A 24,395-nucleotide genomic window follows, 5' to 3' on the forward strand; every position below is an offset into this window, starting at 1 on the left:
AGCCAAGCGTTGCTCTGGTAGGGTACGGCGCTGATTCAAGGAGAGAACCATGCAGTTCCAGCCGCTCAAGCAACGCCATCGCCGGGAGCGCGATGCCCAACACCCGAACCTGCGCCTGCGTGTGCATCGTGCCCTCAGCTGGCTCGACCGCGCCGAGCAGGCGGAGGACCTCGACGGTCGATTCATCTTCTTGTGGATCGCCTTCAACGCCGCCTACGCCAGCGATATCGACGATCGGCAGCGACTCTCGGAGCAGGACACCTTCAAGGCCTTTCTGGAAAAGCTCTGCTCGCTGGACGAGAAAAAGCGCATTGATGCGCTGATCTGGCAGGAGTTTTCCGGCAGCATCCGCGTGCTGCTAGATAACCAGTACGTATTCCAGAGCTTCTGGGATCACCAGAGCGGCAAGATTGACGAAAGCACCTGGAAAACTCGCTTCGCCAGCGGCAAGCGAGCCGCTCAATTGGCGCTGGCCAGCGGCAACACGCCGGCATTGCTCGGCGTGTTGTTCAACCGCCTCTACACCCTGCGCAACCAGCTCATCCACGGTGGCTCGACTTGGGGCGGTTCGGTGAATCGCGAGCAGATGCGCGACTGCACGAACCTGCTCGGCAAGCTGGTGCCGCTGATCATTGAGTCGATGATGGACAGCCCAGGCACCCTGTGGGGGGATGCTTGCTATCCGGTAGTGGATTAGCTCTGCACGTCAGGCGCCCGTTGCGTCATGCAGCGGGCGCCTGAACGGAGTTAGTCCAGTGTTTTGAATTCTGCGTCGATGGTTTCTGCTTCGGCTCGCCATGCCTGGAAACGCTGCTGACGTTTGCGGCCTTCATCCAGATTGCTTTGCAGTTCTTGTCGGCGGCTATTGAGCAGCAGGTAGTCGGGGAAGAACTCTTCCTTGAAGCGTTCGGAGTTCACCAGGGCGAGAAAGTCCTGACGCTGCTGTTCGAAGTTGTCGACCATCGTTGCGATGGACTTCTTGAATGCTTCTTCGCGCTTGTATTGCTCCCAGCTATCCCAGGCTTCGAGGGCCACGCCGAGGAAGGCCAGTGCCCCGTTGGCGCCTTTGGCGAACTTCACGGCGCCCCACGGTTTGAACTTCAGGTACTTGCCGATATCCATGCCCACTGTCTTGGCAATCGTAGTGAGGCCATCACGTGCGGCCAGTACCGTGGTGTTGTTGATCAGGTTGCCTTTGAGCACGTGGTTGATGCCTTGCTTACCCAGGGCTTTGACGGTGGTGTTGAAGTGATTGACCTCACTGTCGAAGCCAACCTGCATCTTTTCGACCTCAAGCGAAATCGACTGGGTCTGGCGGCTGAATTCATTCTGCAGGCGGGTGGACAAGATGATTCCTTCAGCACCGACCTCTCGCTCGAAGAAGTCCGCAAAGGTTTCCAGACTGCAACCCTTGGCCTGCAAGATCAGATCGGAGAAGTAGCGTGTGGCGAACTCGCGCAGGCTGATGCGTGCATCTTCGATTTGCTGCCCGGTCACTGCTAGCTGTTTGCCCAGGCGAACGTTGAGCTCGTCGAGTTTGCCGACCTCCAAGGAAACCTTCTGATCGTTCTCGATGGCAATGGGCAGTTGGTTGCTGAGCACGTCACGGATTACGCTGGCGCGCATATCGTTGGCCAGTGCGGCGCTACCACCGTTCTGCTGGATCTTTCCAGTGGTGGCCGTCTGCAGCGTGGCGATATGCGACAGAGCCTTGAACTGTTCGAGGTTGGCCAGCCAGTGCTCCACACCCATGTCGAAGGGGTTGGCAGCCACGGCGACGATGGACAGTTCGGCCGCTTCCTGATCGCTCAACCCGATCTGTTCGCGAAGCCGGCCTGCCACATTTTCGCGTTTGACCTGCAGGTTGGTCTGGTAGTCCTGCTCGTCCTCTACGTCGGCTACTTCGTCGAAGCGACTGAGGACGAAAACTGTACGTGGCAGCAGATCCAGGGTGCGGAACAACCAGGTCAGGTCATCCTTGTGGCTTTCCTTGACGGGGTTGGTCGAGTTCATCACGTAGAGCACCAGGTGAGATTCGCTCACGTACTTTTTGGTGATGTCCTTGTACTTCTCGATGGTGTGAGTTTCGGCATTTTCCTGTTCCTTGAAGCCGAACAGCCCCGGAGTGTCGATCAGTACGAAGTCTTCGTCGACTTCGTAGACTTTCACCTCATTGGAAGACTCCTGGTGGCTGATCTTCATGCTGGACCTGTCCAGCTTCTCCATCCAGGCTGCCGCAATCGAAGTCTTGCCTTCAGAAAAGCCGCCAATCAGAGCGACCTTGAGTTTTTCACCAGACACGCTGTTGATGACATTCTGCAGCTTGCTGCTCAAAGCGGGGTCAATCGGTACTCCGGCCTGCACGCCCTGGCTGAGAAAACCTTGCAGCCTGTCGAGCAGCGTCAGCGCGCTTGCCTGTTGGGCCTTGAACGTCTTGAGAGTGTTTTCCATTACAGATTTCCTGCGATTTCGATTTGGCGGGAGAGGATTTTCAGGCGGTTAGTCGAGCGAGACAGCGTGCTCACCTGGTTAGCAGCCTGTTTGGCAGGCGCTTCAAGTGCCAGGTCGAGTTGGTCGATGGTCCCCTGCATTTCGCTCAGGGCGCTGTCCAGGCTTTCGCGCAGCGTGTCGCGCAATTGCTCGGTGGCACTGCGCAGGTTTTTATCCGTGGCTTGGCGTTGTTGGGACTGCTTGTAGTCCTTGTCGATTGCACTCCAAAACGCTTTGCCGACTGCGATCAGGAAGGTAAGCGCTGCGCCCCCAGCGACCCACAGGCTGGCCCCGCCAGTGAACGGTGCCGCGGCGATACCCACTAGGCTGGCCAGTAGCCCCGCAATCTTGATGCCGTTATCGATTTTTATGTTGAGGTTGAAATGCTCGTTGAAGCGCATGCTGCCGAGCTTCGCGTAGCTTGCGGTCAACTCCTGGGCATGTTTTTCGAAGCGCTTGAGAATATCTTCGGCTGCGTTCTGGAAATTGCCGACCTCTGCATTCACTGCCTTGGGCAGTTGCTTGCCCAGCAGTTGCTGCTGGGTTTCAAGCTGCTCGGTCAGGGCACTTTTGAAAGCGTCGTTGCTGATATTTTCTCTGATCTGTGCGTAAACGCTGTTGCGCACGTTGCTGGCAAAGTTGTCGATCAAGGTTTCGCCGCAGGATTCCAGCCGTTTTCTCAGCGCCTGGAAGCTGCTGCTCAACTGGCTTTTGGCGCTTTGCTCTTCCTGGGAGAGTTTGTTCGACAGTGCGTTCAGGGTTTGCTGAACGCCAGAGAGCGTTTTGGTGGTCTGGTTGAGCGCATCATTGGCCTTGTTGAAGTTGGCTCGGATGATCTTGGCTTTGCCGTTAAGGAGCAACCGGCCGCTGAGCAGTTGCAGGAAGGCGCGTAGACGGGACTTTTCCAGCAACTCGTCGGCGCCGAAGTCCTCGAGCACTTTGCTGCGACGTTTGGCATTCTGCGACCCAGGCGCGAGGTGGTCGGTCGAGGCGAGGAATGCAGGCAGCGCGCTCAGCGGGAACACCGCCTGATAGTGTTTGCCAAGCTGCTCGCCCATCTTCTCGTCAAGCCCGGCAAGGCTGATGCTCTCATCGTCGGAAATCAGCGGTCGGCCAGACAGTGAGTGCTTAGGGCTGGTGATTTTCTTGTTGAAAATCGTCCATACCTCAGTTTGCGCTCCCAGGTGATGCTTGATCTTTTCCAGTGTGCCTTGGTGCTGCCCGTCGCCCGTTTGCGGCGGTGCAGGCTGGTTGGTGACATAGAACACCGCGTGAGCGGTCTGGACGGCACTTTCGATCTGGTCGAGTACCAGGCCTTCCTTGCCCTCGATACCAGGTACATCCAACAGTGCGAAGCGCTGGCCGTCCAGCTCGAGCTCATAGCGCTGCGTTTCTCGGGTGTAGTCGGGCCTGCCGTCACCGATGATTTCACCGTCGGCATGGACCTGCAGCTGCGCCACCAAGTCCGCCAGCTGGCTTTCATTTTCCAGGCGCTGCTGGGAGAGTGTTCGCTGATGCTGCGTCGCCTCCGTCTGCTGGGCGGAAAGCGCCGTACAGGCGTCGTCGCGCGCTGTTGCGATTTCGCCCAGCTGCCGCTCCAGAGCAAGGCGTTCCTGCCCGGCCTTCTGTTGTTCGACTTCCAGGGTCGCGGCGGTACTGTCGCGTGCCGCCGTGGTCGCTGTCAGCGTGGCAGTGGCCTCATTCAACTCGATCTCTTCCGGCATTTTTCGGAACAGGTTCAACAGCTTCTGCCAGAGTGACGCGGTGTGTTTACGTTCGGCGAGCAGGGTGTGCAGACGGGTGACGGCCGCAAGGGCGTTCTTGTGCGATTGCTCTTGCTGCTGGAGCGCACTGCCAAGTCGTTGCGCCAACTCGCTGGATCGGGCGTTGGCCTGGTCGAGGGCGCTTTGGGCTTCCCTGAACGGCTGTTCGAATTGCTGCAGTGTGGCACTCAGCTGCTGCGTCAGTTCGCCGAGTCGAGCTTCGGCTTGCTCGATACTCTGTTGCAGCCGCTGCAGGGTTTCTTCAGTCAACCCATACTGCTCGCGCAGCTTGCGGAATGCCTGCTGGCTCGCCCGCTTACCAGACTCCTGGAGCAGGATGCGCAAGGTCTCGATTAGGGTCGATTTGCCCGCGCCGGTTTCGCCGTAGAAGGCAATGGTGAACGTGTTCCACTCGGCATTTTGCTCCAGCTCGGCGAGCCGCTTGAGCAGTGCCGCCCGATGTTCGGTGAGCCGCCGGAGTGCCTCTTCGCGAGCCTGGTTCAGGGCTTCGTCGTCCGACGGATTGTTCAGTTCGCCAATGATGAGTGCCAGCTCGTCGTTGATTCGCTGGTAAACCTCACTTGGGCTGCTCAGTTCGAGTGTCATGTCGTGTTCTTCGGCATATTGTTCGGGCGCCAGGGTTGGCATGAAAGCGTCAGCAGGTGCTTGAGCAGGCTCTGACGAGATGGGTGTGCATGCTTTGAAGCGTGTTTCTGCCAGCACTTCAGGTAGCCGCTCCCAGTAATCTGTGTGGCCGAAGTCGTTCATCTCGATGCTCTCGAAATGTTCGACCTCGTTACGCCCTAGGCAGGTTTCACCCCAGTTCAACAGAAGGGCCTTATCTGCCTTGGAATAGGCATTGATCAGGCGGCCCTGGAGCAGCCCGCGCATTTGCTGCGCTTCGACGGCTGTTACTTCGACTGCGGCGGCCATCAGCAGCACATCATTGATCGCGAGCTGCTGCCTCTTTGTGAAGGTTCTCAGGCTGCTGATGACCACCCGGCCTCCGAGCGAGTGGCCGATCAGGTTGATAGTTTCAACCTGTGGGTGGTCGCGGCGCAGGTATTCGCTCAATTGCTCAAGTAGCACTGCACCCATTCTTTCCGCCCGTGAGCGGGCGTCAGTAAAGTTGCTCCTCCGGTCCTTGGCGAAAGAGCCTGCTAGGTCCAGGTAAGTGAGGGGGCCTCCTGTTACCAATGTCAGACCCGCTGTGCCAAGCCTCCAAAGCGAAGACTTGTCGAAATGGAGGTAGTGATTCGAGGGCCAGAACGCGAAGATGTTGGTGTAGTTCCTGAGTTGGTCGGGAATTTTGTCGAGTAGGAGTTTTTTGTCCTCGTCGCTATGCCCGGCGCTGTAGCCGTGAATGAAGATATTGGCTTCCGTCGCGTTGTGGCTGGCGCCAGGCGAAGTCTGGAAGCTGAATGGTTGGGGCATGGAATCTCCTTATCCGAGGTTACAGCCAGCGCTTGGCGACCATAGCGATCAGGTGCAGGCACAAGCCCGCACAGGCGAAAACGGCAATGATCTTGGCGACGATGAGAAAGAAGCCCTGTAGGTCGCTGAACAGAAAACCCACGACTACGCCCAGGCCGGCGATCAGTGTCGCGATCAGCAAAAGGCCAATGTAAGGGCGTAACAACCGTGATGCGGCTCCTCGTTCGATGAGACCTACAAGGGCGCCTAGCGCGATGAGAAAGATGACGATGCCAGCCACAATGCCCATTGATCTGTCGGTTCCTTGACTGTGTTTTTTGCAAGAGGGTTCGTTCTGGGGCTGCCGAGTCGGGTTGTTGTGATGCACGACTAATTCATGCACCGCTCGCCTCGTTCACGGTGCGTAGAGCGCTTCCAGCTTGGCGGCTTTTTGCCGAACCGCCTGAGCCCATGTCGCTGGTTCATGCACCCGCACGTTCTCACCCAACCCGAATACCCACCAAAGCGTCTCCTGATCGTCCGGCACCATGGCGCGAAGGCGTTTCCAGTCGCTACCTTCCAACAGCTCCAGACTCTGCTGCGTGCTCAGCGGGGTTTCGCCTAGCAGCCAGGCAATCTGCGGTGATATGTCGGCGACCAGCTCCACCTGTTCGATAGGGGCAGCGGTGTTGAGGTGCTGGCGGATGTAGCGGTCGATCTCGAAGTCGGGGTGTTCGCGGGCGGCGGTGTCGAGGCACTCGGCCTGGCGGATGCGATGAAGGGCGAACTGGCGCAGATCGTCGTAGCCATCGACGGTGCCAATCAGGTAGCCAATGGACTGGCGGGAGACCAGGCCGGCAGGGTGGATCAGCAGCGTCTTGGCCTCGCCCTTGCTGCGGCTGAGGTAGTCGACTTGCAGCTGGCGGGCCGCCAGCAGTGCGCCGGAGACTGCCCGCCAGACGTCGGCATCGACCTGGGCCGGCTGCAGGGCCTTGCCGTTGGGATGGGTGCGGACGCGTCGGGCCCAGTGGGCCAGATCGTTCTGGCCGAGGTTGCCGAGGTAGTTGCGCGCCTTGTTGAACTGCGGCATTAGCAGGTCCAGCACGCTCTGTGGCAGTAAGCTGCGCAGGTGGCTCTCGGCCAGGTAGAGGGCAAGCGCGGTCGAGGGCTCCATATCGCGCAGGTCCAACGGTGTGCCTTTCGTGTAGCTCCATTCATTGCGCCCACCCTTCTTGTTGCTGGTCAGCGAAAAGGGCGCGGACAGCCGGTTCAGATCCCGCTGTACAGTACGGAGCTCCACTCTATAGCCACGGTCGTGCAGCTTTTCGAGCAGCGTCTGGGAGGAGATGTAGCGCGGGAATTCGGGGATCAGGCGCAAAAGGGTCAGTTGCCTGAGGAGGGTGTCCTTGGCTTCGGACATAACTACTTCCTTGTCGTCTTGAACTGGAGTGACGTTTGTTGGCGTCACTTATGTGGCGAATTTACCCCTATTCGATGGCAGTTTGCCATGGTTGCCGGTTGGCAAGGATCTTCTCGAGCGAGCGGCGTCTGCGCCTAGGGTCTCTAGTCGGGTTGCCCGTCGTATAAGAGGGCTAGGTGATCGGCACTGGGGGCAGTGATCGAAAGGCTCTTGCAGCATGCATTCCCCGTCGCCGAGCAGCGACGTCTGCTGCCAGTCACAGCATTGGCAGCAATGGGTCAGTGCCTTTCGCATTTGCTGCGTCTCCTCTATCGAGCGGATGGAAGAGACAGTACCTAGAGGTGGCGTCAGATTCTGTCGCGGGTGTGTAGGCGAGGCCCGGAACCCCGTCTCGGCTCAAACCCTCAAGCTTTTCGACAGTATCGAATCAGCTCGGTTAGCCCGCAGCACAACGCGCGGGCGTCGCTCACTGATATAACCAGGAACGAAGTTCATCCAGGTTCGCCACCACGATCTGCTGTGCTGTGGCTTTGGCATGCACCTTGGTTGGGTCAATCTGGTAGCGCTGAAGTACGTACTGCACCAGCGCTCCTCGTGTGTTGATCACCAGTTGCCCGTCGAGCATGCCGAAGTCGTTTTCGATGATGACTTTCTGATCGGGCTTCAGGCGCGAATCCGGTTCGATGATGATCTCCACCAAGCTATTCCAGCCGCCGTCCTGCTCGCGGGTGTTCTCTGATGTGTCATCCATGAGTTCCGGGGTGCCCCTGAAGCGGCTCAGGACAAAGTCTCGGTAATCACGGTTTTTCTCGCAGTACGCGCGTACATGCCATCGCATGCCGGTGAAGACTAGAGTGTGCGGAGCGATCAGGCGGGCTTCGCCGTCTGGGGTGGTGAAGGACACATATTCGCACTCCAGGCGGAGCCCTTCTCGGCAAGCACGCAGAATGGGACGGAGCACTTCGGGCTTGACCGAACGATCCGGTACGCGCAGCACCTCGGTGTGGGCATAGGCCAGCGCCAGGCCCTCGATATGTGGGGCGCGGTCGTGGTTCTGATTGAGCAGGTGCAGGTATGCGCTGGCGCTGTCGTCAATGAACAGCGGCTTGAACTGCTTGCTGGGTACGTACCCCTTCAGGTGCTTGTCATATGTCAGGTTTTTGGGCGCATGCTCGCTAATGTAGGTGTTGATGTCTTTCGACGCCTGCTGCCGGCTGATCCCAAAGCTCTGTATGAGGTGCCCAGTTGTCAGTCGGCCTTCCCACCAGGCTACCGTCTCGATCAGGCGATAGCGCAACGCCAGATCCCAGCGCACTGATTCGATTGATTGCTTGCGCTTCATGGCTTCTCCATCTGCTCGAAAACTTTACCTGTACGGGTAAACACCGTGGATGCGTCGCTTTACGCTACATATCCTGATGGTGTCATTCAAGCCGGCCGTCATCGGCGGGTTAGCAGAAGGAGAAACGCTGTGGCTGATATCGGAATGTCTTTGGCAGGACTCGCAATTGCCCTGGTGCTGGTTTTGGGCGTGACACTGTTCTGGCAGTTGATGCGTCGGCGTGAGGCGCAGGCTGGGCTGCAGAATTGCCAGGTGCTGTTCGATCAGCAGCGCGCCATCAGCCAGCAGCAGGAGTTGGAACTGCGCGAACTGACCGCTTCTGTGCGGGCCGAGAAGGCGCATGTGGAGCAGCTGCAACGCTATACCCAGGAGAGTGCGGCCGGTGCTCGGGAAGAGCTGAAGCAGCTCGGAGTTAAACTGGCGGACGCACAGAGTCAGGCCAGCGCCGCACGTGCTCAGCATGCACAGCTGTTGCAGCAGCATGAAGAGCTCAAGCAGGCCCACGGGCGCCAGCAGAACAGCCATGACGTGCTGCAGGAGAAGTTCGCCAATCTGTCCAGAGAACACGCGACCCTGAGCAGTACCCTGGAGCAGAAGCAACAGCACTTTGCCGAGCAGCAGCAACTGCTGAAGGATAGCCGCGACCAGCTCAAGCTGGAGTTCGAGCAACTGGCTGGTCAGATCTTCGAGGCCAAGGGCCAGGCCTTCTCGCAGCACAGCCAGCAGTCTCTGGATGCGCTGCTCAAGCCCTTCCGCGAGCAGATTGAAGGTTTCCGCACCAAGGTTGAGGACATCCACCTCAAGGACGTGCAGCAGCAGGCCGCGTTGACCCAGGAGCTCCTGCACCTGAAAGAGCTCAACCGGCAGATCACCCAAGAGGCCCAGGACCTGACTACTGCCCTCAAGGGGCAGAAGAAGGCCCAGGGTAATTGGGGTGAGCTGATCCTGGAAAACGTGCTGGAGCGCTCCGGGCTGATCCAGGGTCGCGATTTCGAGCGCGAGATCAGCTTCACCGACGACGAGGGTCGCAAGCGCCCTGATGTGATCGTCCACCTGCCTCAGGGCAAGCACCTGATCATCGACGCCAAAGTGTCGCTAAACGCCTACACCCGCTACATCAACGCCGAGGACGACACCGAGCGACGTGTGGCCCTGGCCGAGCATGTGGCGGCCGTCGGCCAGCGCATCAAGGAACTTTCCGACCGGCACTACTTCGACCTGCCTGGGCTGAATGCTCCTGAGATGGTGTTCATGTTCGTGCCGATCGAATCGGCCTTCGTCGAGGCGCTCAAGGCTGACGAAACCCTGTTCCAGAAGGCCATCGAGCAGAACGTGCTGGTTGCCACGCCGACCACCTTGCTGACCAGCCTGAACATCGTGCGCCAGTTGTGGCGCTTCGAAGACCAGAACAAGCACACCGCAGAACTGGCCGAGCGTGCGGCCAAGGTCTACGACAAGCTGCGTACCTTCCTCGGCAGCATGGATGGGGTGGGCAAGAGCCTGGAAAAAGCCCAGGACGCGTATAAGAAGGCCTGCGACCAACTGGTGCATGGCAAGGGCAACCTGGTCAAGCAGGTCAGCGATTTCCGCCAGCTGGGCGTAGCGGTGAAGGGGGAGATCACCGAGGAGTGGGTCGATAGAGCTGATCTTGAGCTCAACCTGCTCGAGCATGAGCCGCAGCCCGAGGAGGTCTGAAATGCGTGCGCTCATCCTGTTGCTGGCGTTGGCGCTCTGTGCAGGTGCCCAGGCCGAAGACCGCGACCTGGACAATGACGGCCGCTGGGACTTTGGTCGTGGTGGCTCGGATCGCGATGTCGATAACGATGGCCGATGGGACCATGACAAGGGCGGTAATGACCGTGATCTCGACAATGATGGACGTTGGGACTACGGAGCGGGTGGTTCGGACCGCGATGTCGACAACGATGGCCGTTGGGACTCCGACAAGGGCGGCTCGGATCGGGACTTGGACAATGACGGCCGTTGGGATTACGACCAGGGTGGTTCAGACCGCGATCTGGACAACGATGACCGCTGGGATGACTAGTCGATAAGTGGATGGATTCAGCGCACAGAACGCCCGTGCAAATGGGGAAACCCACAAGGATAATGCGGCATTCTTTGCTGCCTGGAGCCCTGGTCCAGGGGCGGCCCAGTGCAGGGGTTTGATTGCCCCGGCCTGCCGATGATTGACGAACGTTTCGTCCGATAGACGTATTTCGAATGTTTAAGGCGCAGCCGTTGCTGCGTACTGGTGATGGAGCAGTACATGACGGACCTCAACAACCTGCGTGCAGTCCTGCTCGCATCAGTGCCGGTAGATGGCAACACCATTGGCAACCAATCCCTTCTGGAGCGTGTGCGCGGGCAAATTCCGCAACTGACCGAGGAAGCTTTCTGGGCAGTGCGTGACGGCCTGATCGAGGAGGGGGTCCTGGCCAAGGGGCGGGGCCGGGGTGGTGCGGTCAAGCGGGTGAGCGGCGAGCCGACGTCGGGTAGCCTGGCTGAGCAGGTGTTGAGCAAAGTGCGTGAGCGGATGGAACCGGCAGCGGTGGCGGAAGCATCCGCCGCTTATGTTGTTGAGACAGTGGCTCAGAACCCGACAAAGGTGAAGGCCGCCACCAGTCTGCAGGAACTGGAGAAAACCCTCTGGGCCACCGCCGATAAGCTGCGCGCCAATATGGATGCCGCCGAGTACAAGCACATCGTGCTCGGGCTGATCTTCCTCAAGTACATCTCCGACAGCTTCGCCGGCCGCCGCGGGGAGCTTGCGCGCAAGCTCACCGACGAAAACGACGACTACTAGCCCTAACCTTGGCTGCTGGTGTATTGGAGCAAGACGCAGCGAGGCGAATGGTGGATTTGGTGAATGCCGGCAAGCTTTCGACTTCGCTGGCTTTGGAACGGGTGCGGGCAATTGCTTTGGCGACGGAGTTGATCGAGCTGAAGGGATAATCGACCGCACAATATGAATTCTTGGAGCTCCAATCGCATGGAGCAAATCTGTTGGATGAGCCGCTTCTCCGCTGCTTCTGAACGGCGTTACTGCATCTCTTTCTCAATGGCGCCTGCGATGATGCGCCAGCTCGTCGAAGAGTCGTTCCATGCGATGAATTTTCTGCAAGCTCCTTCTTGCTGGGGAGATTTGAGGGGCTCGACACTTTTTCGACACCCAAAGAAAAACCCCTGAAAAACTCTAAGCTTTTCAGGGGCTTGTTTTTGGTGGAGCCGGGGGGATTTGAACCCCCGTCCGCCAGCTCTCCGCTTTCGGGACTACATGCTTAGCCAAGTCTACTGAGTTAGCTCTTTGCGGCCCGACTGGCAGGGTGCTCAGAGCGAGCTGTATAAGTTTTAGCCGTTACGTCTACAGCGAACTTGGCGGCGATCCTGTTCTATCTGACAGTCATTTCGGGTTTACAGGCATCCCCTCATGACTGCTGGCAGCCGAAGCCGCCAGAAGGGTTAGGCCGCGAGGGCCGCCCCGTAGTTGTCGTCGTTGGCAACTAATAGTTTGCAGCAGCTAATTTACGAGGTCTGCTACCAGCTCGGCATGCCCCTAGAGTTTTGTTACCGGCGTCGAATCCTAATCGGCCCCAAGAACTGCAGGGTGTACAACGGGTCGGATTCTACGGCAAAAAGGGGAGCAGCGTCGACCGCGCTTTTAACCTAATGTCATGGGTGCTTGCGATATGATTGCAGGCTATTGTCAGGAAGACCTTTGAGCCGAGACGTCGCCATGCCGCGTTCTGCCCGAACCCCCCTCCGCCAGTGGATCTGGCGTGCCTTCGTACAGAGTGCCCTGATCCCGCTGATTCTGGTTGAATCGGTGTTGATCACGGCTTATCTGTTGACCAACAGCGCGATTCGCGATGCCCAGGTGGATTACCTGCAGCAGAGCGCGCTGGAGGATCTGAGCAGCGCCGTGCTGCGCGAGGGCAAGGTAATCGACATGCGCCTGCAGGGCATCGAGGTGCCCACGCGGCTATTTCGCGATGCGATTGGCCGTGCCTTGCAGGACCGCAGCTTCAGGCCGGATGACCTGGAGCGGCAGCGTCATGTGCTGAGTTCCGACGGCGTCTACTACACGCGTACTGACGATGGCCGCGCCGCTTCCTTCTATGCCAGCAGCACGCCGGTGGAGAAGCAGGACCACGACAAGGCCTTGCGCTTGTCCCAGGTGGACCCGCTGATGCGTTCCATCCGCGAAGCGAACCCGCTCGTGGCGGCGGTCTACTTCAACAGCTGGGACAGCTACAACCGCATCTTCCCGTTCTTCATGACGCCCGAGCAGTATCCCCATGACATGGTGATACCCAACTACAACTTCTATTACCTCGCCGACGCCAAGCACAATCCGCAGCGCAAGACGATGTGGACGGACGTTTACCTCGACCCGGCCGGTCTCGGCTGGATGATGTCGGCGATCACCCCGGTCTACCGTGGCGACTTCCTCGAAGGGGTAGTGGGCCTGGATATCACCGTCGGGCAGATGCTGGGCGAAATCGGCAGCCTGAAGGTGCCGTGGCAGGGCTACGCGATGCTGGTGAGCCGTGACCACAGCATCATGGCGTTGCCGGAGGCGGGCGAGCGCGACTTCGGCCTGCGCGAGCTGACGCGCTTCTCCTACGACGAAGCCGTGCGCCGTGAGGTGCTCAAGCCCGAGGACTTCAACCTGGCTCGCCACCGCGAGATGCAGCCGCTGCTGGAGGCCATGGCCGCCGGCAAGGGCAATGTGCAGGAGGTGGAACTGGGTGGGCGCAAGCAGCTGGTGGCCTGGGCTGAGATTCCACAAACCGGATGGCGGCTGATGATGGTGGTGGACGAGGCCAACATCTTCAAGGAAACCAACCGGCTCGCCGAGCGCTACCAGCAGATCGGCTACCTGCTGATCGCCGGGCTCGGCTTCTTCTATGCGCTGTTCTTCGCCTGGATGTGGTCTCGCTCGCGGCGGCTCAGCGGTGAGCTGGCCACGCCCATGGCCGGCATCATGGGGATGATGAAACGCATCGGTCAGGGTGACTTCCGCCCACCCGCACCCAGTAGTCGCATCGCCGAGTTGCAGGCCTTGGCCGAAGCGGTGCAGCTCAGCGGCGCGCAATTGCAGGCGAGCGAGGAGGAGCGGCTGGAAGCCCGACGCAACCTCGACCTGGTCCTGGAAAGCACCACGGAAAGCCTCTGGGAAGTGGATGCCATCACCCTGTCGATCAAGATGAGCGGGCGCTTCGTCAAACGCTTTGGCCTGCGCAGCGACAGCATCACCTTCGCCGAATTCAACGAGCGCGTGCACCCGGACGATGTGGAGCGGGTGCGTCGCTTGCGCATGCTGTTCTCGGTCAGCGACCAGGACAACTTCGACGCTGAATACCGCTTTGCCGACGTGGAAGGCCGCTATTCCTGGTTGCTCAGCCGCGGCAAGGTGCTGGAACGCGACTCCGACGGCCGCGCTCTGCGAGTGGCCGGTACCCATGTGGACATCACCCGGCTCAAACAGGTGGAAGAAGAGCTGCGCGTCGCCAGCCGCGAGGCCCAGGCGGCGAGCCAGGCCAAGAGCCGCTTCCTGTCCAGCATGAGCCACGAACTGCGCACCCCGCTCAATGCCATCAACGGCTTCGCCCAGCTCATCGCGCTGGAGGCGGAAGGCCAGGACGATCGCAAGGTGGAGGGGGATTACGCGCAGGAGATCGTCAACGCAAGCCGACACCTTACTTCGCTGGTGGATGACATCCTCGATCTGTCGAGCATCGAGAACCGGCGCCAGAAGCTGCAGCTGAAGCCGGTGGAGATCGGCCCGCTGCTGGCCAGCTGCTCCGAGCTGATCCAGCCCGAGTTGCAGGCTCGCAATCTGCAATTGCAGCTGATGCCGCCACCGGTACTGCCACTGCACGTGATGGCCGATGCCCGCCGCCTGCGCCAGGTGATGCTGAACCTGCTGTCCAACGCGGTGAAGTACAACAGCCCGCAGGGGATGGTGAGCATGGGCTACGAGATTCGCCCCGCCGCCGTGCGTCTCTGGGTGGCCGACAGCGGCCCGGGTCTGAGCCAGGAGCAGCAGACGATGCTGTTCCAGCCCTTCCAGCGCCTGGGCCGGGAGAACTCCACCATTCCGGGCACCGGCATCGGCCTGGTGCTGTGCCGCGAACTGGCGGAGTTGATGGGCGGTGAAATGGGCTTCAGCAGCGCACCGGATATTGGCAGTCGCTTCTGGATCGACTTGCCCAGTGTCGCGGCATCGGGCGACTTCGAGCCGCCGGCGCCGATCAAGCAAGAGATGGAAGAGCCGCAGGTGTTGCCGAAGGTACTTTGCGTGGAGGACCACCCGGCTTGCCTGAAGGTGTTGCAGGAAGGCTTGCGCGACATGGCGGAAGTGCGCGGGGCTGGTTCCGTGGGCAAGGCACTGGGGCTGCTGGCGGATATCACGCCTTCGCTATTGCTGCTCGACCTGGACCTGCCTGACGGCGACGGCCTCGATGTGCTCGACTTCGTGCGCTCCAGCCCGCGCCTGGCAATGACGCCAGTGCTGGTGGTGAGTGCGGCGGTGGATGAAAAGCTCCTGGCTGAAGCGCGCCGTCGTGGTGCCGACGCTTGCCTGAGCAAGCCCGTGGACCTGAAGCAGGTACGCCGCATGGCGCTCTCCCTGCTGGGTCAGGAGGCCTGAAGCCTGCCCGGGATCCGGCTCGCGCCGAATCCCGGGTGGTTTCCTATTCGCTGGACTGCAGCAGGTTCAGCGCTTCAGCCAACACTTTCTCGGACTCGGCATGATCGCCGGAGTTATGCAGCTCCTCGCCCTCGGCGCGGAGCTTTTTCACTTGCTCGAGCACGGCGGGGTCGGCGGGTGGATCGCTTTTCAGGATTTGATCGATCTTCGCCATGTCCGCTGGACAGTGTGAGGCGAGGAGCGGGGCACTGAGCAGGGCGGCAGCAAGGAAAACGGCAAGACGGCGCATGTCGAACCTCCTTTTCGGGTTAACCGCTGAGCAGTATAGGTAAGCCCCCAGCTTGTGTTTCGAAGTTAGCCAGCGGACCCGATTTGCCGAGTCCGCATTCGCTTGGCCTTCCTTCTGCGACAACCTGTGGGGCGGCTCGGCCGCCCTCCGCAGGCTGGACGTCTATCAGCTGGATTCGCCAGCACCACCATCGGTGGCCGGTTGCTGCAGGCGCTGCAGGGCCATGCTGCTGTGGTTGATGCAGGCCTTGGTGTCACCACTCTGTTGGGCCTGCTCGGCCTTCATGCGCAGATCTTCGACTTCCTGGCGCAGTGGCTCGCCGAGGCTGGTGTTGGTCGCCATGGCGTCGTTGATTTTCTGCAGGTTGACCGCGCACAGGTCGTCGGCGGCGAATACGGGTGAGGCAAGCAGGGCGGCGGTGATGAAGAGGGCGGTGCGTTTCATGGGAGTCACCTCTCAATTGTTCGGCACTCGGGGCCTTTGCGTCCGAGACGAATAAGCCCATGGCCATTTGCCGGGCTTATGGGGGTGGACTGCCCTGTTTCCGCAGGGGTTCAGGTTTTTTGCGCCAGTGGCGGGGAGCTGAACCCGCCACTGCGGTTTATTTGTAGGAGCGAGCTTGCTCGCGAAGTCCGAGCTCGATCTTTCGCGAGCAAGCTCGCTCCTACAGGGGCGGACGTATTCGCTACAGCCCGGCGCGCGGACGGGTCACGCGGTCCACCAGATAGACCAGCCCGTGGTAGTCGATGCCGCCATGCTGGGAGAGGCCGATTTCGCAGGTACGACTGGTTGAAATCCCTTCGTCGCAGATTTGCACGGCGTCCTTGAGCGAACGCAGGGAATGGGCGTTCAGCTCCGGGGTGGTGAAGCCTTTGTCACCGGCGAAGCCGCAGCAGTGAATTCCTTCCGGTATCACGACTTCCCGTGTGCAGCGCTTGACGATGTCGATGAGGCCCTGCGCTTCGCCGAGGTGCTGTGTGCTGCAGGTGACGTGGATGGCCACCGGCTTGTCCTGGGGTATGAAGTCCAGCTTTTCCAGCAGGTGGCTGCGGATGAAACGCACCGGGTCGAACAGTTGCAGGCGCGAATCCAGGCCGTCCTGCACCAGGCGCAGGGTGCAGGGGCTGGTGTCGCAGTAGATAGGGTCCAGGCCGCCGCGGCTGGCACTGAGCAGGGCGTCCACGAGTTCGCGTCGCTTGGTTTCGGCTTGCTCGGCGTACCCCTTGGAGGCGAAGGGCTGGCCGCAGCAGAGGCTGTCGAGGTTTTCCGGGAATACCACCTGGTAGCCGGCCTTCTCCAGCAACATGCGGGTCTTGTCTATCAGCGGCACTTGCTCGCGGTCGCCTGCCGATGGGCCCATGGCGCGGGAGACGCAGGCAGCCAGGTAGACCACCCGTGGCCGCGCATCGGCGGTGGCCGGGGTGATGTGGATGGGGGAAACCGCTTGGGGTAGGGCAGGTGTCCACTGTGGCAGGCGGTTGCCGGAAAGCTGGCGCAGGGCGCCGGACGTTTTTTCCAGCAAGGGGGCGCCGAGCACGCGTCGGGCGCCGTTGGCGACACGCAAGGTCAGACGCGCACCGCTGAGGGCGATTGCAAAGTGGCCGGCCAACCAGTCGGCACTGCCGGCGTGGTGGGCGTTCTTTGCGCGCAGCTTGCGCACCAGGTCACCGGTGTTGATGCCGACCGGGCAGCGCTGGGCGCAGAGGCCGGTGGCGGCGCAGGTGTCGATTCCCTGGTACTGGTAGGCCCGCTCCAGTTCAGTGGTGTCGATGCCCGCGCGTTGCTTGGACTGGATGTCACGCCAGATCACGATGCGCTGGCGCGGGCTCAGGGTCAGTCCCTTGGAGGGGCATACCGGTTCGCAGAACCCGCACTCGATGCACTTGTCGACGATCTCGTCGGCCGCGGGCAGCGGCTTGAGGTTCTTCAGGTGGATATCGCTGTCTTCGCTGAGGATCACATCCGGGTTGAGTACGCCGCGCGGGTCCAGCAGGCGCTTGATCTGCCACATGAGCTGGTAGGCATCGCTGCCCCATTCCAGCTCGACGAAGGGCGCCATGTTGCGCCCGGTGCCGTGTTCGGCCTTGAGCGAGCCGCCAAACTCCACTGCCACCAGGTGCGCCACGTCCTGCATGAAGGCCTCGTAGCGGGCGACCTGGTCCGGGCTGTCGAAGCCCTGGGTGAAGACGAAGTGCAGGTTGCCCTCCAGGGCGTGGCCGAAAATGATCGCTTCGTCGTAGCGGTGCTTGTCGAACAGCGCCAGCAGACGATTGACGCCTTCAGCCAGTTGTTCGATCGGGAAGGTGACATCTTCGATGATCACCGTGGTGCCGGTCTGGCGCACGGCGCCGACGGCGGGGAAGGTGTCCTTGCGGATTTTCCACAGCAGGTTGTAGACGGTCGGGTCTTCGCTGAAGTCGACCTTCTGCTCCAGCGGGAAGTGAGCGATGGACGCTGTGATCTGCGCCAGTTGCTCATGCAGCAGGCTCTGGCTCGCTGCGCGGGACTCGATCAGCAGGGCGCAGGCGTTGCTCGATAGCCCTTTCACCCATTCGGGCATGCCGGGCTTGCTCTGGACCGAACGCAGGCTGCGGCGGTCCAGCAGCTCCACTGCCGACACCGGCTGGCTCTTCAGCAGGGTCACTGCCTTGCAGCAGCTTTCCACGTCGGGGAAGACGATCAGCGCGCTGGCCTTGTGCGGGTGGTCGGGCACGGTGTCGTAGGTGACCGCGCTGATGAAGCCGAGGGTGCCTTCGGAGCCGACCAGCAGGTGGCTGAGGATGTCCAGTGGCTCGTCGAAGTCCACCAGGGCGTTAAGCGACAGGCCGTTGGTGTTCTTCAGGCGGTACTTGTGACGAATCTTTGCGGCCAGTTCGGTGTTGGCGCGGGTCTGTCGGCCGAGCTCCGTCAGCTCGGCCAATAGCGGGCCGTGGCTTTGGCGGAAGGCGGCAATGCTCGCCGCATCTTCGGTATCCAGCAGGGTGCCGTCGGCCAGCACCAGGCGCAGCCCGGCAAGGGTGTGGTAGCTGTTCTGCGCGGTGCCGCAGCACATGCCGCTGGCGTTGTTGGCGACGATGCCGCCGATCTTGCAGGCGTTGATGGACGCCGGGTCAGGGCCGATCTTGCGGCCGAACGGGGCGAGCCAGGCGTTGGCCTGGGCGCCGATGACGCCGGGTTGCAGGCGAATCTGTGCACCGCCCTGGCGGATATCGCGACCGTTCCAGTTGTCACCCAGGACCAGCAGCACCGAGTCGGTGATGGCCTGGCCGGAAAGGCTGGTGCCGGCTGCGCGGAAGGTCACCGGGACCAGTTCGGCGTGGGCGGCTTTCAGCAGGGCAATGACTTCGGCTTCGCTCTCGACGCGGATCACCAGCTTGGGAATCAGTCGGTAGAAGCTGGCGTCGGTGCCGAAGGCCAGGGTGGCCAACGGATCGTCAAAACGACGCTCGCGGGGAATCAGGCGTTCGACGGTATTGAGGAAAGGAATCGGCAGGCTCATGCGGTGTCCCGTCTATTTGTCGCGGGCCGCGGGCGGCCCGCCGGAGTGAGGTGGCCGCTCAGCGGCCGAGTTCGCGTACCAGCGAATCGGCGCTGATCTCGCCGATGGATTTGGCGCCGGTCAGCACCATGGCCACGCGCATTTCCTTTTCAATCAGGTCCAGCAGGTTGCTCACACCCGCACCGCCTGCTGCGGCCAGAGCGTAGACGAAGGCGCGGCCGAGCATCACGGTGTCGGCACCGAGGGCGAGCATGCGCACCACGTCGAGGCCGGTGCGGATGCCGGAGTCGGCGAGGATTTTCAGTTCGCCCTTCACGGCATCGGCGATGGCTGGCAGGGCACGGGCGCTGGACAACACGCCATCGAGTTGGCGGCCGCCGTGGTTGGAGACGACGATGCCGTCGGCACCGAACTTCACGGCGTCCTTCGCGTCTTCAGGGTCGAGGATGCCCTTGATGACCATCGGTCCTTCCCAGAAGTCGCGGATCCATTCGAGGTCCTTCCAGGAGATCGACGGATCGAAGTTGGCGCCGAGCCAGCCGATGTAGTCGGCCAGGCCCGTGGGATTGCCGCGATAGGTGGAGATGTTGCCCAGGTCATGGGGTTTGCCCAGCAGGCCCACATCCCAGGCCCAGGACGGATGGGTCATGGACTGGAGCACGCGGCGCATGGCTGCGTTGGGGCCGCTCATGCCGGAGTGGGCGTCACGGTAGCGGGCGCCGGGTACCGGCATGTCGACGGTGAAGACCAGCGTCGTCACACCCGCGGCCTTGGCGCGCTCCAGGGCGTTCTTCATGAAGCCGCGATCTTTCAGCACGTAAAGCTGGAACCACATGGGCCGGTTGATGGCCGGCGCCACTTCTTCGATCGGGCAGACAGAAACGGTGGAGAGGGTGAAGGGAATGCCTTTGTTCGCGGCCGCCTTGGCCGCCTGCACCTCGCCACGGCGCGCGTACATTCCGGTCAGGCCTACCGGGGCCAGCGCCACCGGCATGGACAGGGTCTCGCCGAACAGTTTGGTCTCCAGGCTCAGCTCGGACATGTTCCGCAGCACGCGTTGACGCAGGGCGATGCTGGCCAGGTCTTCGACGTTGCGGCGCAAGGTGTACTCGGCATAGGCGCCGCCGTCGATGTAGTGGAACAGGAAGGGCGGGAGCTTGCGCTGGGCGGCGGCACGGTAGTCGGTGGAGGCGGAGATGATCATGTAGTCGGTCCGGGGCAGGCTTCAGGGCAGTAAGGAAAAACCGGGCTGCCGCGCGGGGCAGCCCGGGCGCTCGATCAATGGACGAGCATGCCGGTGAACACGTAGGCCTGAGCCAGCGTGATCAGGCCGACCATGGCGGCGAACATCAGGCTGTGCTTCAGGGTGAAGCGGAACAGGTCGGATTCCTTGCCAACCATGCCGGTGGCGGCGCAGGCCACGGCGATGGATTGCGGCGAGATCATCTTGCCGGTCACGCCACCGCTGGTGTTGGCCGCAACCAGCAGGGTGTCGTTGACGCCGATCTGATGCGCCGTGGTGGCCTGCAGGGAGCCGAACAGGGCGTTGGACGAGGTATCCGAGCCGGTGAGGAACACGCCCAGCCAGCCGAGGAACGGCGAGAAGAACGGGAATGCCGCGCCGGTACCGGCCAGGACCAGTGCCAGGGTGGTGGACATGCCGGAGAAGTTGGTGACGAAGGCGAAGGCCAGCACCATGCCGATGGAGAGAATCGGCCACTTCAGCTCGACGAAGGTCTCTTTCAAAGTGGTCAGACCACTTTTGATGTGGATGTTCAGGACGATCATGGAGATCAGCGCGGAGAAGAAGATCGCGGTGCCAGTGGCGGACACCGGGTCGAGCTTGTAGACGGCCGGAATGGCGGTTGCGGTGGCCACGATGGGGGCGCCTTTCATCACCAGCTGGTCCAGGTGCGGAATGGCGAACAGGAAGACGAACTGCTCCAGCGCGCCGCCCGGGGCGAACATGGCCTTGAAGGGCTTCAGGGTCCAGATGGTCACCAGTACGGTCAGAATCAGGAAGGGCGACCAGGCCTTGAGGATTTCGCTGAAGCTGTAGGGCGAAGGCGTCGTACTGCGCGGGCCGCCGAAGCCACCCATCACCGCTGCGCCACCAGAGACGCCGACCACTTCGCGGTCTTCAGCGCGCTTGGGATGCCACACCTTGAGGAACAGGGTCAGGGATACCAGGCTCACCAGGGCGGAGGTGATGTCGGGCAGTTCCGGGCCGATGAAGTTGGAAGTGAAGTACTGGGTGACGGCGAAGCTGGCGCCAGCCACCAGGGCTGCCGGCCAGGTTTCCTTGATGCCGCGCCAGCCGTCCATCATGGCGACCAGCCAGAAGGGCACGATGATCGACAGCAGCGGCAGCTGGCGGCCGGTCATGGCGCCGATCTTGAATGCGTCGATGCCGGTGACTTGTCCCGCAACGATGATCGGGATGCCCAGTGCGCCGAAGGCTACCGGTGCGGTGTTGGCGATTAGGCACAGGCCGGCTGCGTACAGCGGGTTGAAGCCGAGGCCCACCAGCAAGGCGGCGGTGATGGCCACCGGGGCGCCGAATCCGGCTGCACCTTCGAGGAAGGCGCCGAACGAGAAGCCGATCAGCAGGACCTGCAGGCGCTGGTCGTCAGTAATGGACAGCACCGAGCTGCGGATCACTTCGAACTGGCCACTCTTGACCGTGAGTTTGTAGAGGAACACCGCCGCGACGATGATCCAGGCGATGGGCCAGAGTCCGTACGCGAAGCCGTATCCGGCCGCGGCGAACGCCATGTCCACCGGCATCTGGAAGGCGAAGATCGCCACCGCCAGGGACAGCGCCAGGGTGATGGTGCCGGCGATGTAGCCCTTCATGCGGAACACCGCGAGGGCCAGGAAGAAGAAGATGATCGGAATCAGTGCGACGAGCGCCGACAGCCCGAGGCTGCCAAGGGGGGTATAGATCTGCTGCCAGGTTTGCATCGTGGGGTGGCTCCCTAATTGTTTTTGGAGTGCCTGTTTGCCGGATCGGGCGAAAACCGTTGCGCTCGTGGCGCGGCGGCAGGCGAAGACCGAGTCGGCGCTGCGAATCGTCTGAATTGGTAATACCAATTTACAAAGGCGACGGCTCAGAGTAAAAGCCGGACTATCCTTGTGTCAATTTGCCGCGTTGCGACTTTGGTCGAGCGGCAGATGGAAGGTGCGCTTCTTGTGCGTGGCTGGCGGGCTGGTTAGGCTGCCGCGTCGCGCCCCGCAGGCGCTGTGTTTGAAGGCCGCCCGAGGTGGCGTGAAAGGTTGGGTAGAGCAATGGGATTCGGTCAGATACGTCAGCGCCGCTTGTCGGACGATATCGTCAGTCAGCTCGAGGCGATGATCCTCGAGGGCACCTTGAAGGCCGGTGAGCGGCTTCCTGCTGAGCGTGCGTTGGCCGAGCAGTTCGGCGTGTCGCGCCCCTCATTGCGTGAGGCGATCCAGAAGCTGGTGGCGCGGGGGTTGCTGGTCAGTCGGCAGGGCGGGGGCAACTATGTCGCGGCCGAATTGGGATCGACCTTCAGTGATCCTCTGCTGCAGTTGCTGGAGAGCAATCCCGAGGCCCAGCGCGATCTGCTGGAGTTCCGCCACACCCTGGAAGGTTCATGCGCCTACTACGCGGCGCAGCGGGCGACCGAGGTGGATCACGAGCGCCTGGCCGAGGCCTACGAGAACTTGCAGGCCTGCTACGCCTCGGACAGCAAGGCCAGTCGAGCGGAGGAGGGCGCGGCGGACGCGCGCTTCCATCTGGCGATCGCCGAGGCGAGCCATAACGCGGTGCTGCTGCACACCATTCGTGGCCTGTTCGATCTGCTCAAGCACAACGTGGTGACCAATATCGGTGGGATGTACCTGCAGCGTGGCGAGACCCGCGAGATGCTGACCAGGCAGCACCGTGCCCTCTACGAGGCGATCATCGAGCGGCGTGCGGAGGAGGCGCGGGAGATTTCCCATCAGCACATCCAGTACGTGCAGGAGGTGCTGGAAGAAGGTCAGCTGGAGGCGCGGCGGTTGGCAAGATCGCATCGGCGCCAGGGAATCTGAGGCAAACAAGAACGCCGGGCATCGCCCGGCGTTTTTTCTAGTAAGGCTTATTCCTTGCCCTTGGTGCGCATGGCTCGTGCAATCTCGCGGTCGGAGTCGCGCTCCTTCTCCGTGGCGCGCTTGTCGAACTCCTTCTTGCCCTTGGCCAAGGCGATCTCGCACTTGATCAGGTGCTTTTTCCAGTAGATCGATAGCGCCACGCAGGCGTAGCCCTTCTGCTGGACTGCGCCGAACAGCTTGCCCAGCTCGCGCTTGTGCAGGAGCAGTTTGCGGGTGCGCACCGGGTCGGCAATCACGTGGGTGCTTGCCGTCTTCAGTGGGGTGATGTGGCTGCCGAGCAGCCAGGCTTCGCCGTCCTTCAGCAGCACATAGCTGTCCACCAGCTGTGCCTTTCCGGCGCGCAGACTTTTCACTTCCCAGCCGGCGAGAGCCAGCCCGGCTTCGAATTTCTGTTCGATGGAATAGTCGTGCAGCGCCTTCTTGTTGAGGGCGATGGTGCCTTCCGGATGTTTCTTTTGCTTGGCCATAGGCGGCGCATTATAGGGAGTCGCAGACGGCGCGGCTACGGCGGCGTAGGCTTGAGCGATGCTGGTGAATCCCCGACAATGCGGCACTTTTTTTGACCAGTCCGGCCCGGCGCATTCATATGCGGCGCGGCCTGGAACCCCCGTTCGAGGCCAAGATGACCACCCATATCCAGCGCTCCGCCCTGTTGCCGTTCCCTGCGCAGGCGCTCTACGACCTGGTCAACGATGTGGCGCGTTACCCGGAATTCCTGCCCTGGTGCTCGGCCGCCACGGTGATGGAGGAAAGCGAGAGCCACATGCTCGCGAGCCTCGAGGTGGCCAAGGGCAGCCTCAGCCAGCGCTTCGTGACCCGCAACACACTGGATGGTGGCAGCACGATCGAGATGAACCTGGAGGAAGGCCCCTTCAGTCAATTGCACGGCGTGTGGCATTTCAAGGCGCTCGGAGACAAGGCCTGCAAGATCAGCCTGGATCTGCGATTCGATTACGCGGGCCCTATCATCAAGGCCACGCTGGGGCCATTGTTCACCCAGGCCGCGAACACCATGGTGGATGCCTTCTGCCAGCGCGCGAAGCAAATCTATGGCTAAGGGTGTGATCCGGATCGAGGTGGTCTACGCCCTGGCGGGCCGCCAGCAGTTGCTGCGGCTTGAGGTCCCTGCGGGCATCAGTGCCCGGGAGGCGGTGCTGCGTTCGGGGATGGCGGAGCACTTCTCCGACCTGGACCTGGCAAACTGCCCGCTTGGCATCTTCGGCAAGGCGCTGTCGGACCCGGAGTCGCGACTGCTGGAAGAGGGTGATCGGGTGGAGATCTATCGACCCCTGATTGCCGATCCCAAGGAAGTGCGCAAGCAGCGTGCGGCCAAGGCTGCCCAGGTGCGGGCGGGCGAACGGGACGCCTGAATTCCAGCCATGAAAAAGCCCGGGACCAGCCCGGGCTT

At 61.5% G+C, this 24,395-nt stretch carries 18 protein-coding genes, 1 other RNA gene and 1 pseudogene; 8 read left to right on the top strand and 12 right to left on the bottom strand.

The annotated features are described in order from the left end of the window. Positions 1–49: 49 nt before the first annotated feature. On the top strand, positions 50–697 hold the full coding sequence (locus tag E8E95_RS11015; protein ID WP_280349958.1) for a HEPN domain-containing protein: 648 nt from the start codon (positions 50–52) through the stop codon (positions 695–697). A 50-nt stretch (positions 698–747) separates the two neighbouring features. Here the strand turns inward: E8E95_RS11015 and E8E95_RS11020 are convergent, their stop codons facing one another. The 5 genes from E8E95_RS11020 to E8E95_RS11040 form a co-directional block, all read right to left on the bottom strand. Continuing rightward, complete coding sequence (locus E8E95_RS11020) at positions 748–2,451, bottom strand: LeoA/HP0731 family dynamin-like GTPase (RefSeq protein ID WP_280349960.1); 1,704 nt, start codon at positions 2,449–2,451, stop codon at positions 748–750. Continuing rightward, positions 2,451–5,687: a DUF726 domain-containing protein gene (locus tag E8E95_RS11025; RefSeq protein ID WP_280349962.1), complete on the bottom strand. Its 3,237-nt coding sequence runs from the start codon at positions 5,685–5,687 to the stop codon at positions 2,451–2,453. Before E8E95_RS11025 ends, E8E95_RS11020 begins: the two co-directional genes overlap by 1 nt. A 19-nt stretch (positions 5,688–5,706) precedes the next feature. Further along, a complete protein-coding gene (locus E8E95_RS11030; RefSeq protein WP_280349964.1) occupies positions 5,707–5,976 on the bottom strand; it encodes a hypothetical protein in 270 nt (89 codons plus the stop codon). Positions 5,977–6,081: 105 nt separating this feature from the next. Continuing rightward, the gene (locus E8E95_RS11035) at positions 6,082–7,086 is read right to left on the bottom strand and encodes a WYL domain-containing protein (RefSeq protein WP_280349966.1); all 1,005 of its coding nucleotides are present in this window, start codon (positions 7,084–7,086) and stop codon (positions 6,082–6,084) included. Positions 7,087–7,552: 466 nt separating this feature from the next. Then, on the bottom strand, positions 7,553–8,428 hold the full coding sequence (locus tag E8E95_RS11040; protein WP_280349968.1) for a WYL domain-containing protein: 876 nt from the start codon (positions 8,426–8,428) through the stop codon (positions 7,553–7,555). A 129-nt stretch (positions 8,429–8,557) separates the two neighbouring features. Here E8E95_RS11040 and rmuC point away from each other — a divergent pair, with 129 nt between their 5' ends. The 3 genes and pseudogenes from rmuC to E8E95_RS11055 all read left to right on the top strand — a co-directional run. Further along, positions 8,558–10,123: a DNA recombination protein RmuC gene (gene rmuC, locus E8E95_RS11045; RefSeq protein WP_280349970.1), complete on the top strand. Its 1,566-nt coding sequence runs from the start codon at positions 8,558–8,560 to the stop codon at positions 10,121–10,123. Position 10,124: 1 nt separating this feature from the next. After that, entirely contained in the window at positions 10,125–10,475 is a 351-nt protein-coding gene (locus tag E8E95_RS11050) for a hypothetical protein (protein ID WP_280349972.1), read from the top strand. A 222-nt stretch (positions 10,476–10,697) separates the two neighbouring features. Then, positions 10,698–11,231, top strand: a pseudogene (locus E8E95_RS11055) (type I restriction-modification system subunit M N-terminal domain-containing protein); the annotation flags it as partial. Positions 11,232–11,648: 417 nt separating this feature from the next. On the opposite strand, the gene ssrA reads toward E8E95_RS11055, so the two are convergent. Beyond that, positions 11,649–12,023: a transfer-messenger RNA gene (gene ssrA / locus E8E95_RS11060) on the bottom strand. A gap of 141 nt (positions 12,024–12,164) precedes the next feature. On the opposite strand from ssrA, the gene E8E95_RS11065 reads away from it, so the two are divergent. Continuing rightward, complete coding sequence (locus E8E95_RS11065; protein ID WP_280349974.1) at positions 12,165–15,083, top strand: ATP-binding protein; 2,919 nt, start codon at positions 12,165–12,167, stop codon at positions 15,081–15,083. A 43-nt stretch (positions 15,084–15,126) separates the two neighbouring features. On the opposite strand, the gene E8E95_RS11070 is transcribed toward E8E95_RS11065, so the two are convergent. The 5 genes from E8E95_RS11070 to E8E95_RS11090 form a co-directional block, all read right to left on the bottom strand. Then, entirely contained in the window at positions 15,127–15,372 is a 246-nt protein-coding gene (locus E8E95_RS11070; RefSeq protein WP_179057740.1) for a hypothetical protein, read from the bottom strand. A gap of 165 nt (positions 15,373–15,537) precedes the next feature. Continuing rightward, positions 15,538–15,816 (bottom strand): hypothetical protein, encoded by a 279-nt coding sequence (locus tag E8E95_RS11075; RefSeq protein ID WP_280349976.1) that lies wholly within the window; start codon positions 15,814–15,816, stop codon positions 15,538–15,540. Positions 15,817–16,057: 241 nt separating this feature from the next. Then, positions 16,058–18,871, bottom strand: a complete 2,814-nt coding sequence (locus E8E95_RS11080; RefSeq protein WP_280349978.1) for an FAD-binding and (Fe-S)-binding domain-containing protein — start codon at positions 18,869–18,871, stop codon at positions 16,058–16,060. 58 nt (positions 18,872–18,929) lie between these two features. Then, positions 18,930–20,075, bottom strand: coding sequence for an FMN-dependent L-lactate dehydrogenase LldD (gene lldD, locus E8E95_RS11085; protein WP_280349980.1), 1,146 nt, complete (start codon positions 20,073–20,075; stop codon positions 18,930–18,932). A gap of 74 nt (positions 20,076–20,149) precedes the next feature. Beyond that, on the bottom strand, positions 20,150–21,835 hold the full coding sequence (locus E8E95_RS11090) for a lactate permease LctP family transporter (RefSeq protein WP_280349982.1): 1,686 nt from the start codon (positions 21,833–21,835) through the stop codon (positions 20,150–20,152). A gap of 324 nt (positions 21,836–22,159) precedes the next feature. Between E8E95_RS11090 and E8E95_RS11095 the strand changes: the two genes are divergently transcribed. Continuing rightward, positions 22,160–22,927 carry an FCD domain-containing protein gene (locus tag E8E95_RS11095; protein ID WP_280349984.1) on the top strand — a complete coding sequence of 256 codons (768 nt, stop codon included), beginning with the start codon at positions 22,160–22,162 and terminating at the stop codon, positions 22,925–22,927. Between the two features lie 47 nt (positions 22,928–22,974). Here E8E95_RS11095 and smpB read toward each other — a convergent pair whose 3' ends face one another. Next, on the bottom strand, positions 22,975–23,454 hold the full coding sequence (gene smpB / locus E8E95_RS11100; protein ID WP_028629989.1) for an SsrA-binding protein SmpB: 480 nt from the start codon (positions 23,452–23,454) through the stop codon (positions 22,975–22,977). Positions 23,455–23,609: 155 nt separating this feature from the next. On the opposite strand from smpB, the gene E8E95_RS11105 reads away from it, so the two are divergent. Next, entirely contained in the window at positions 23,610–24,044 is a 435-nt protein-coding gene (locus tag E8E95_RS11105) for a type II toxin-antitoxin system RatA family toxin (RefSeq protein ID WP_179057734.1), read from the top strand. Then, the gene (locus E8E95_RS11110; protein WP_280349986.1) at positions 24,037–24,357 is read left to right on the top strand and encodes an RnfH family protein; all 321 of its coding nucleotides are present in this window, start codon (positions 24,037–24,039) and stop codon (positions 24,355–24,357) included. The genes E8E95_RS11105 and E8E95_RS11110 overlap by 8 nt, the downstream gene beginning before the upstream one ends. Positions 24,358–24,395: the final 38 nt, after the last annotated feature.

This window comes from Pseudomonas sp. BN414 (genome assembly GCF_029871275.1).
Lineage (GTDB): Bacteria > Pseudomonadota > Gammaproteobacteria > Pseudomonadales > Pseudomonadaceae > Metapseudomonas > Metapseudomonas resinovorans_C.

Coding starts and splice junctions, on each gene's coding strand:
- E8E95_RS11015 (WP_280349958.1), top strand. CDS start 50: ATGCAGTTCCAGCCGCTCAAGCAACGCCATCGCCGGGAGCGCGATGCC.
- E8E95_RS11020 (WP_280349960.1), bottom strand. CDS start 2,451: ATGGAAAACACTCTCAAGACGTTCAAGGCCCAACAGGCAAGCGCGCTG.
- E8E95_RS11025 (WP_280349962.1), bottom strand. CDS start 5,687: ATGCCCCAACCATTCAGCTTCCAGACTTCGCCTGGCGCCAGCCACAAC.
- E8E95_RS11030 (WP_280349964.1), bottom strand. CDS start 5,976: ATGGGCATTGTGGCTGGCATCGTCATCTTTCTCATCGCGCTAGGCGCC.
- E8E95_RS11035 (WP_280349966.1), bottom strand. CDS start 7,086: ATGTCCGAAGCCAAGGACACCCTCCTCAGGCAACTGACCCTTTTGCGC.
- E8E95_RS11040 (WP_280349968.1), bottom strand. CDS start 8,428: ATGAAGCGCAAGCAATCAATCGAATCAGTGCGCTGGGATCTGGCGTTG.
- E8E95_RS11050 (WP_280349972.1), top strand. CDS start 10,125: ATGCGTGCGCTCATCCTGTTGCTGGCGTTGGCGCTCTGTGCAGGTGCC.
- E8E95_RS11065 (WP_280349974.1), top strand. CDS start 12,165: ATGCCGCGTTCTGCCCGAACCCCCCTCCGCCAGTGGATCTGGCGTGCC.
- E8E95_RS11070 (WP_179057740.1), bottom strand. CDS start 15,372: ATGCGCCGTCTTGCCGTTTTCCTTGCTGCCGCCCTGCTCAGTGCCCCG.
- E8E95_RS11075 (WP_280349976.1), bottom strand. CDS start 15,816: ATGAAACGCACCGCCCTCTTCATCACCGCCGCCCTGCTTGCCTCACCC.
- E8E95_RS11080 (WP_280349978.1), bottom strand. CDS start 18,871: ATGAGCCTGCCGATTCCTTTCCTCAATACCGTCGAACGCCTGATTCCC.
- lldD (WP_280349980.1), bottom strand. CDS start 20,075: ATGATCATCTCCGCCTCCACCGACTACCGTGCCGCCGCCCAGCGCAAG.
- E8E95_RS11090 (WP_280349982.1), bottom strand. CDS start 21,835: ATGCAAACCTGGCAGCAGATCTATACCCCCCTTGGCAGCCTCGGGCTG.
- E8E95_RS11095 (WP_280349984.1), top strand. CDS start 22,160: ATGGGATTCGGTCAGATACGTCAGCGCCGCTTGTCGGACGATATCGTC.
- smpB (WP_028629989.1), bottom strand. CDS start 23,454: ATGGCCAAGCAAAAGAAACATCCGGAAGGCACCATCGCCCTCAACAAG.
- E8E95_RS11105 (WP_179057734.1), top strand. CDS start 23,610: ATGACCACCCATATCCAGCGCTCCGCCCTGTTGCCGTTCCCTGCGCAG.
- E8E95_RS11110 (WP_280349986.1), top strand. CDS start 24,037: ATGGCTAAGGGTGTGATCCGGATCGAGGTGGTCTACGCCCTGGCGGGC.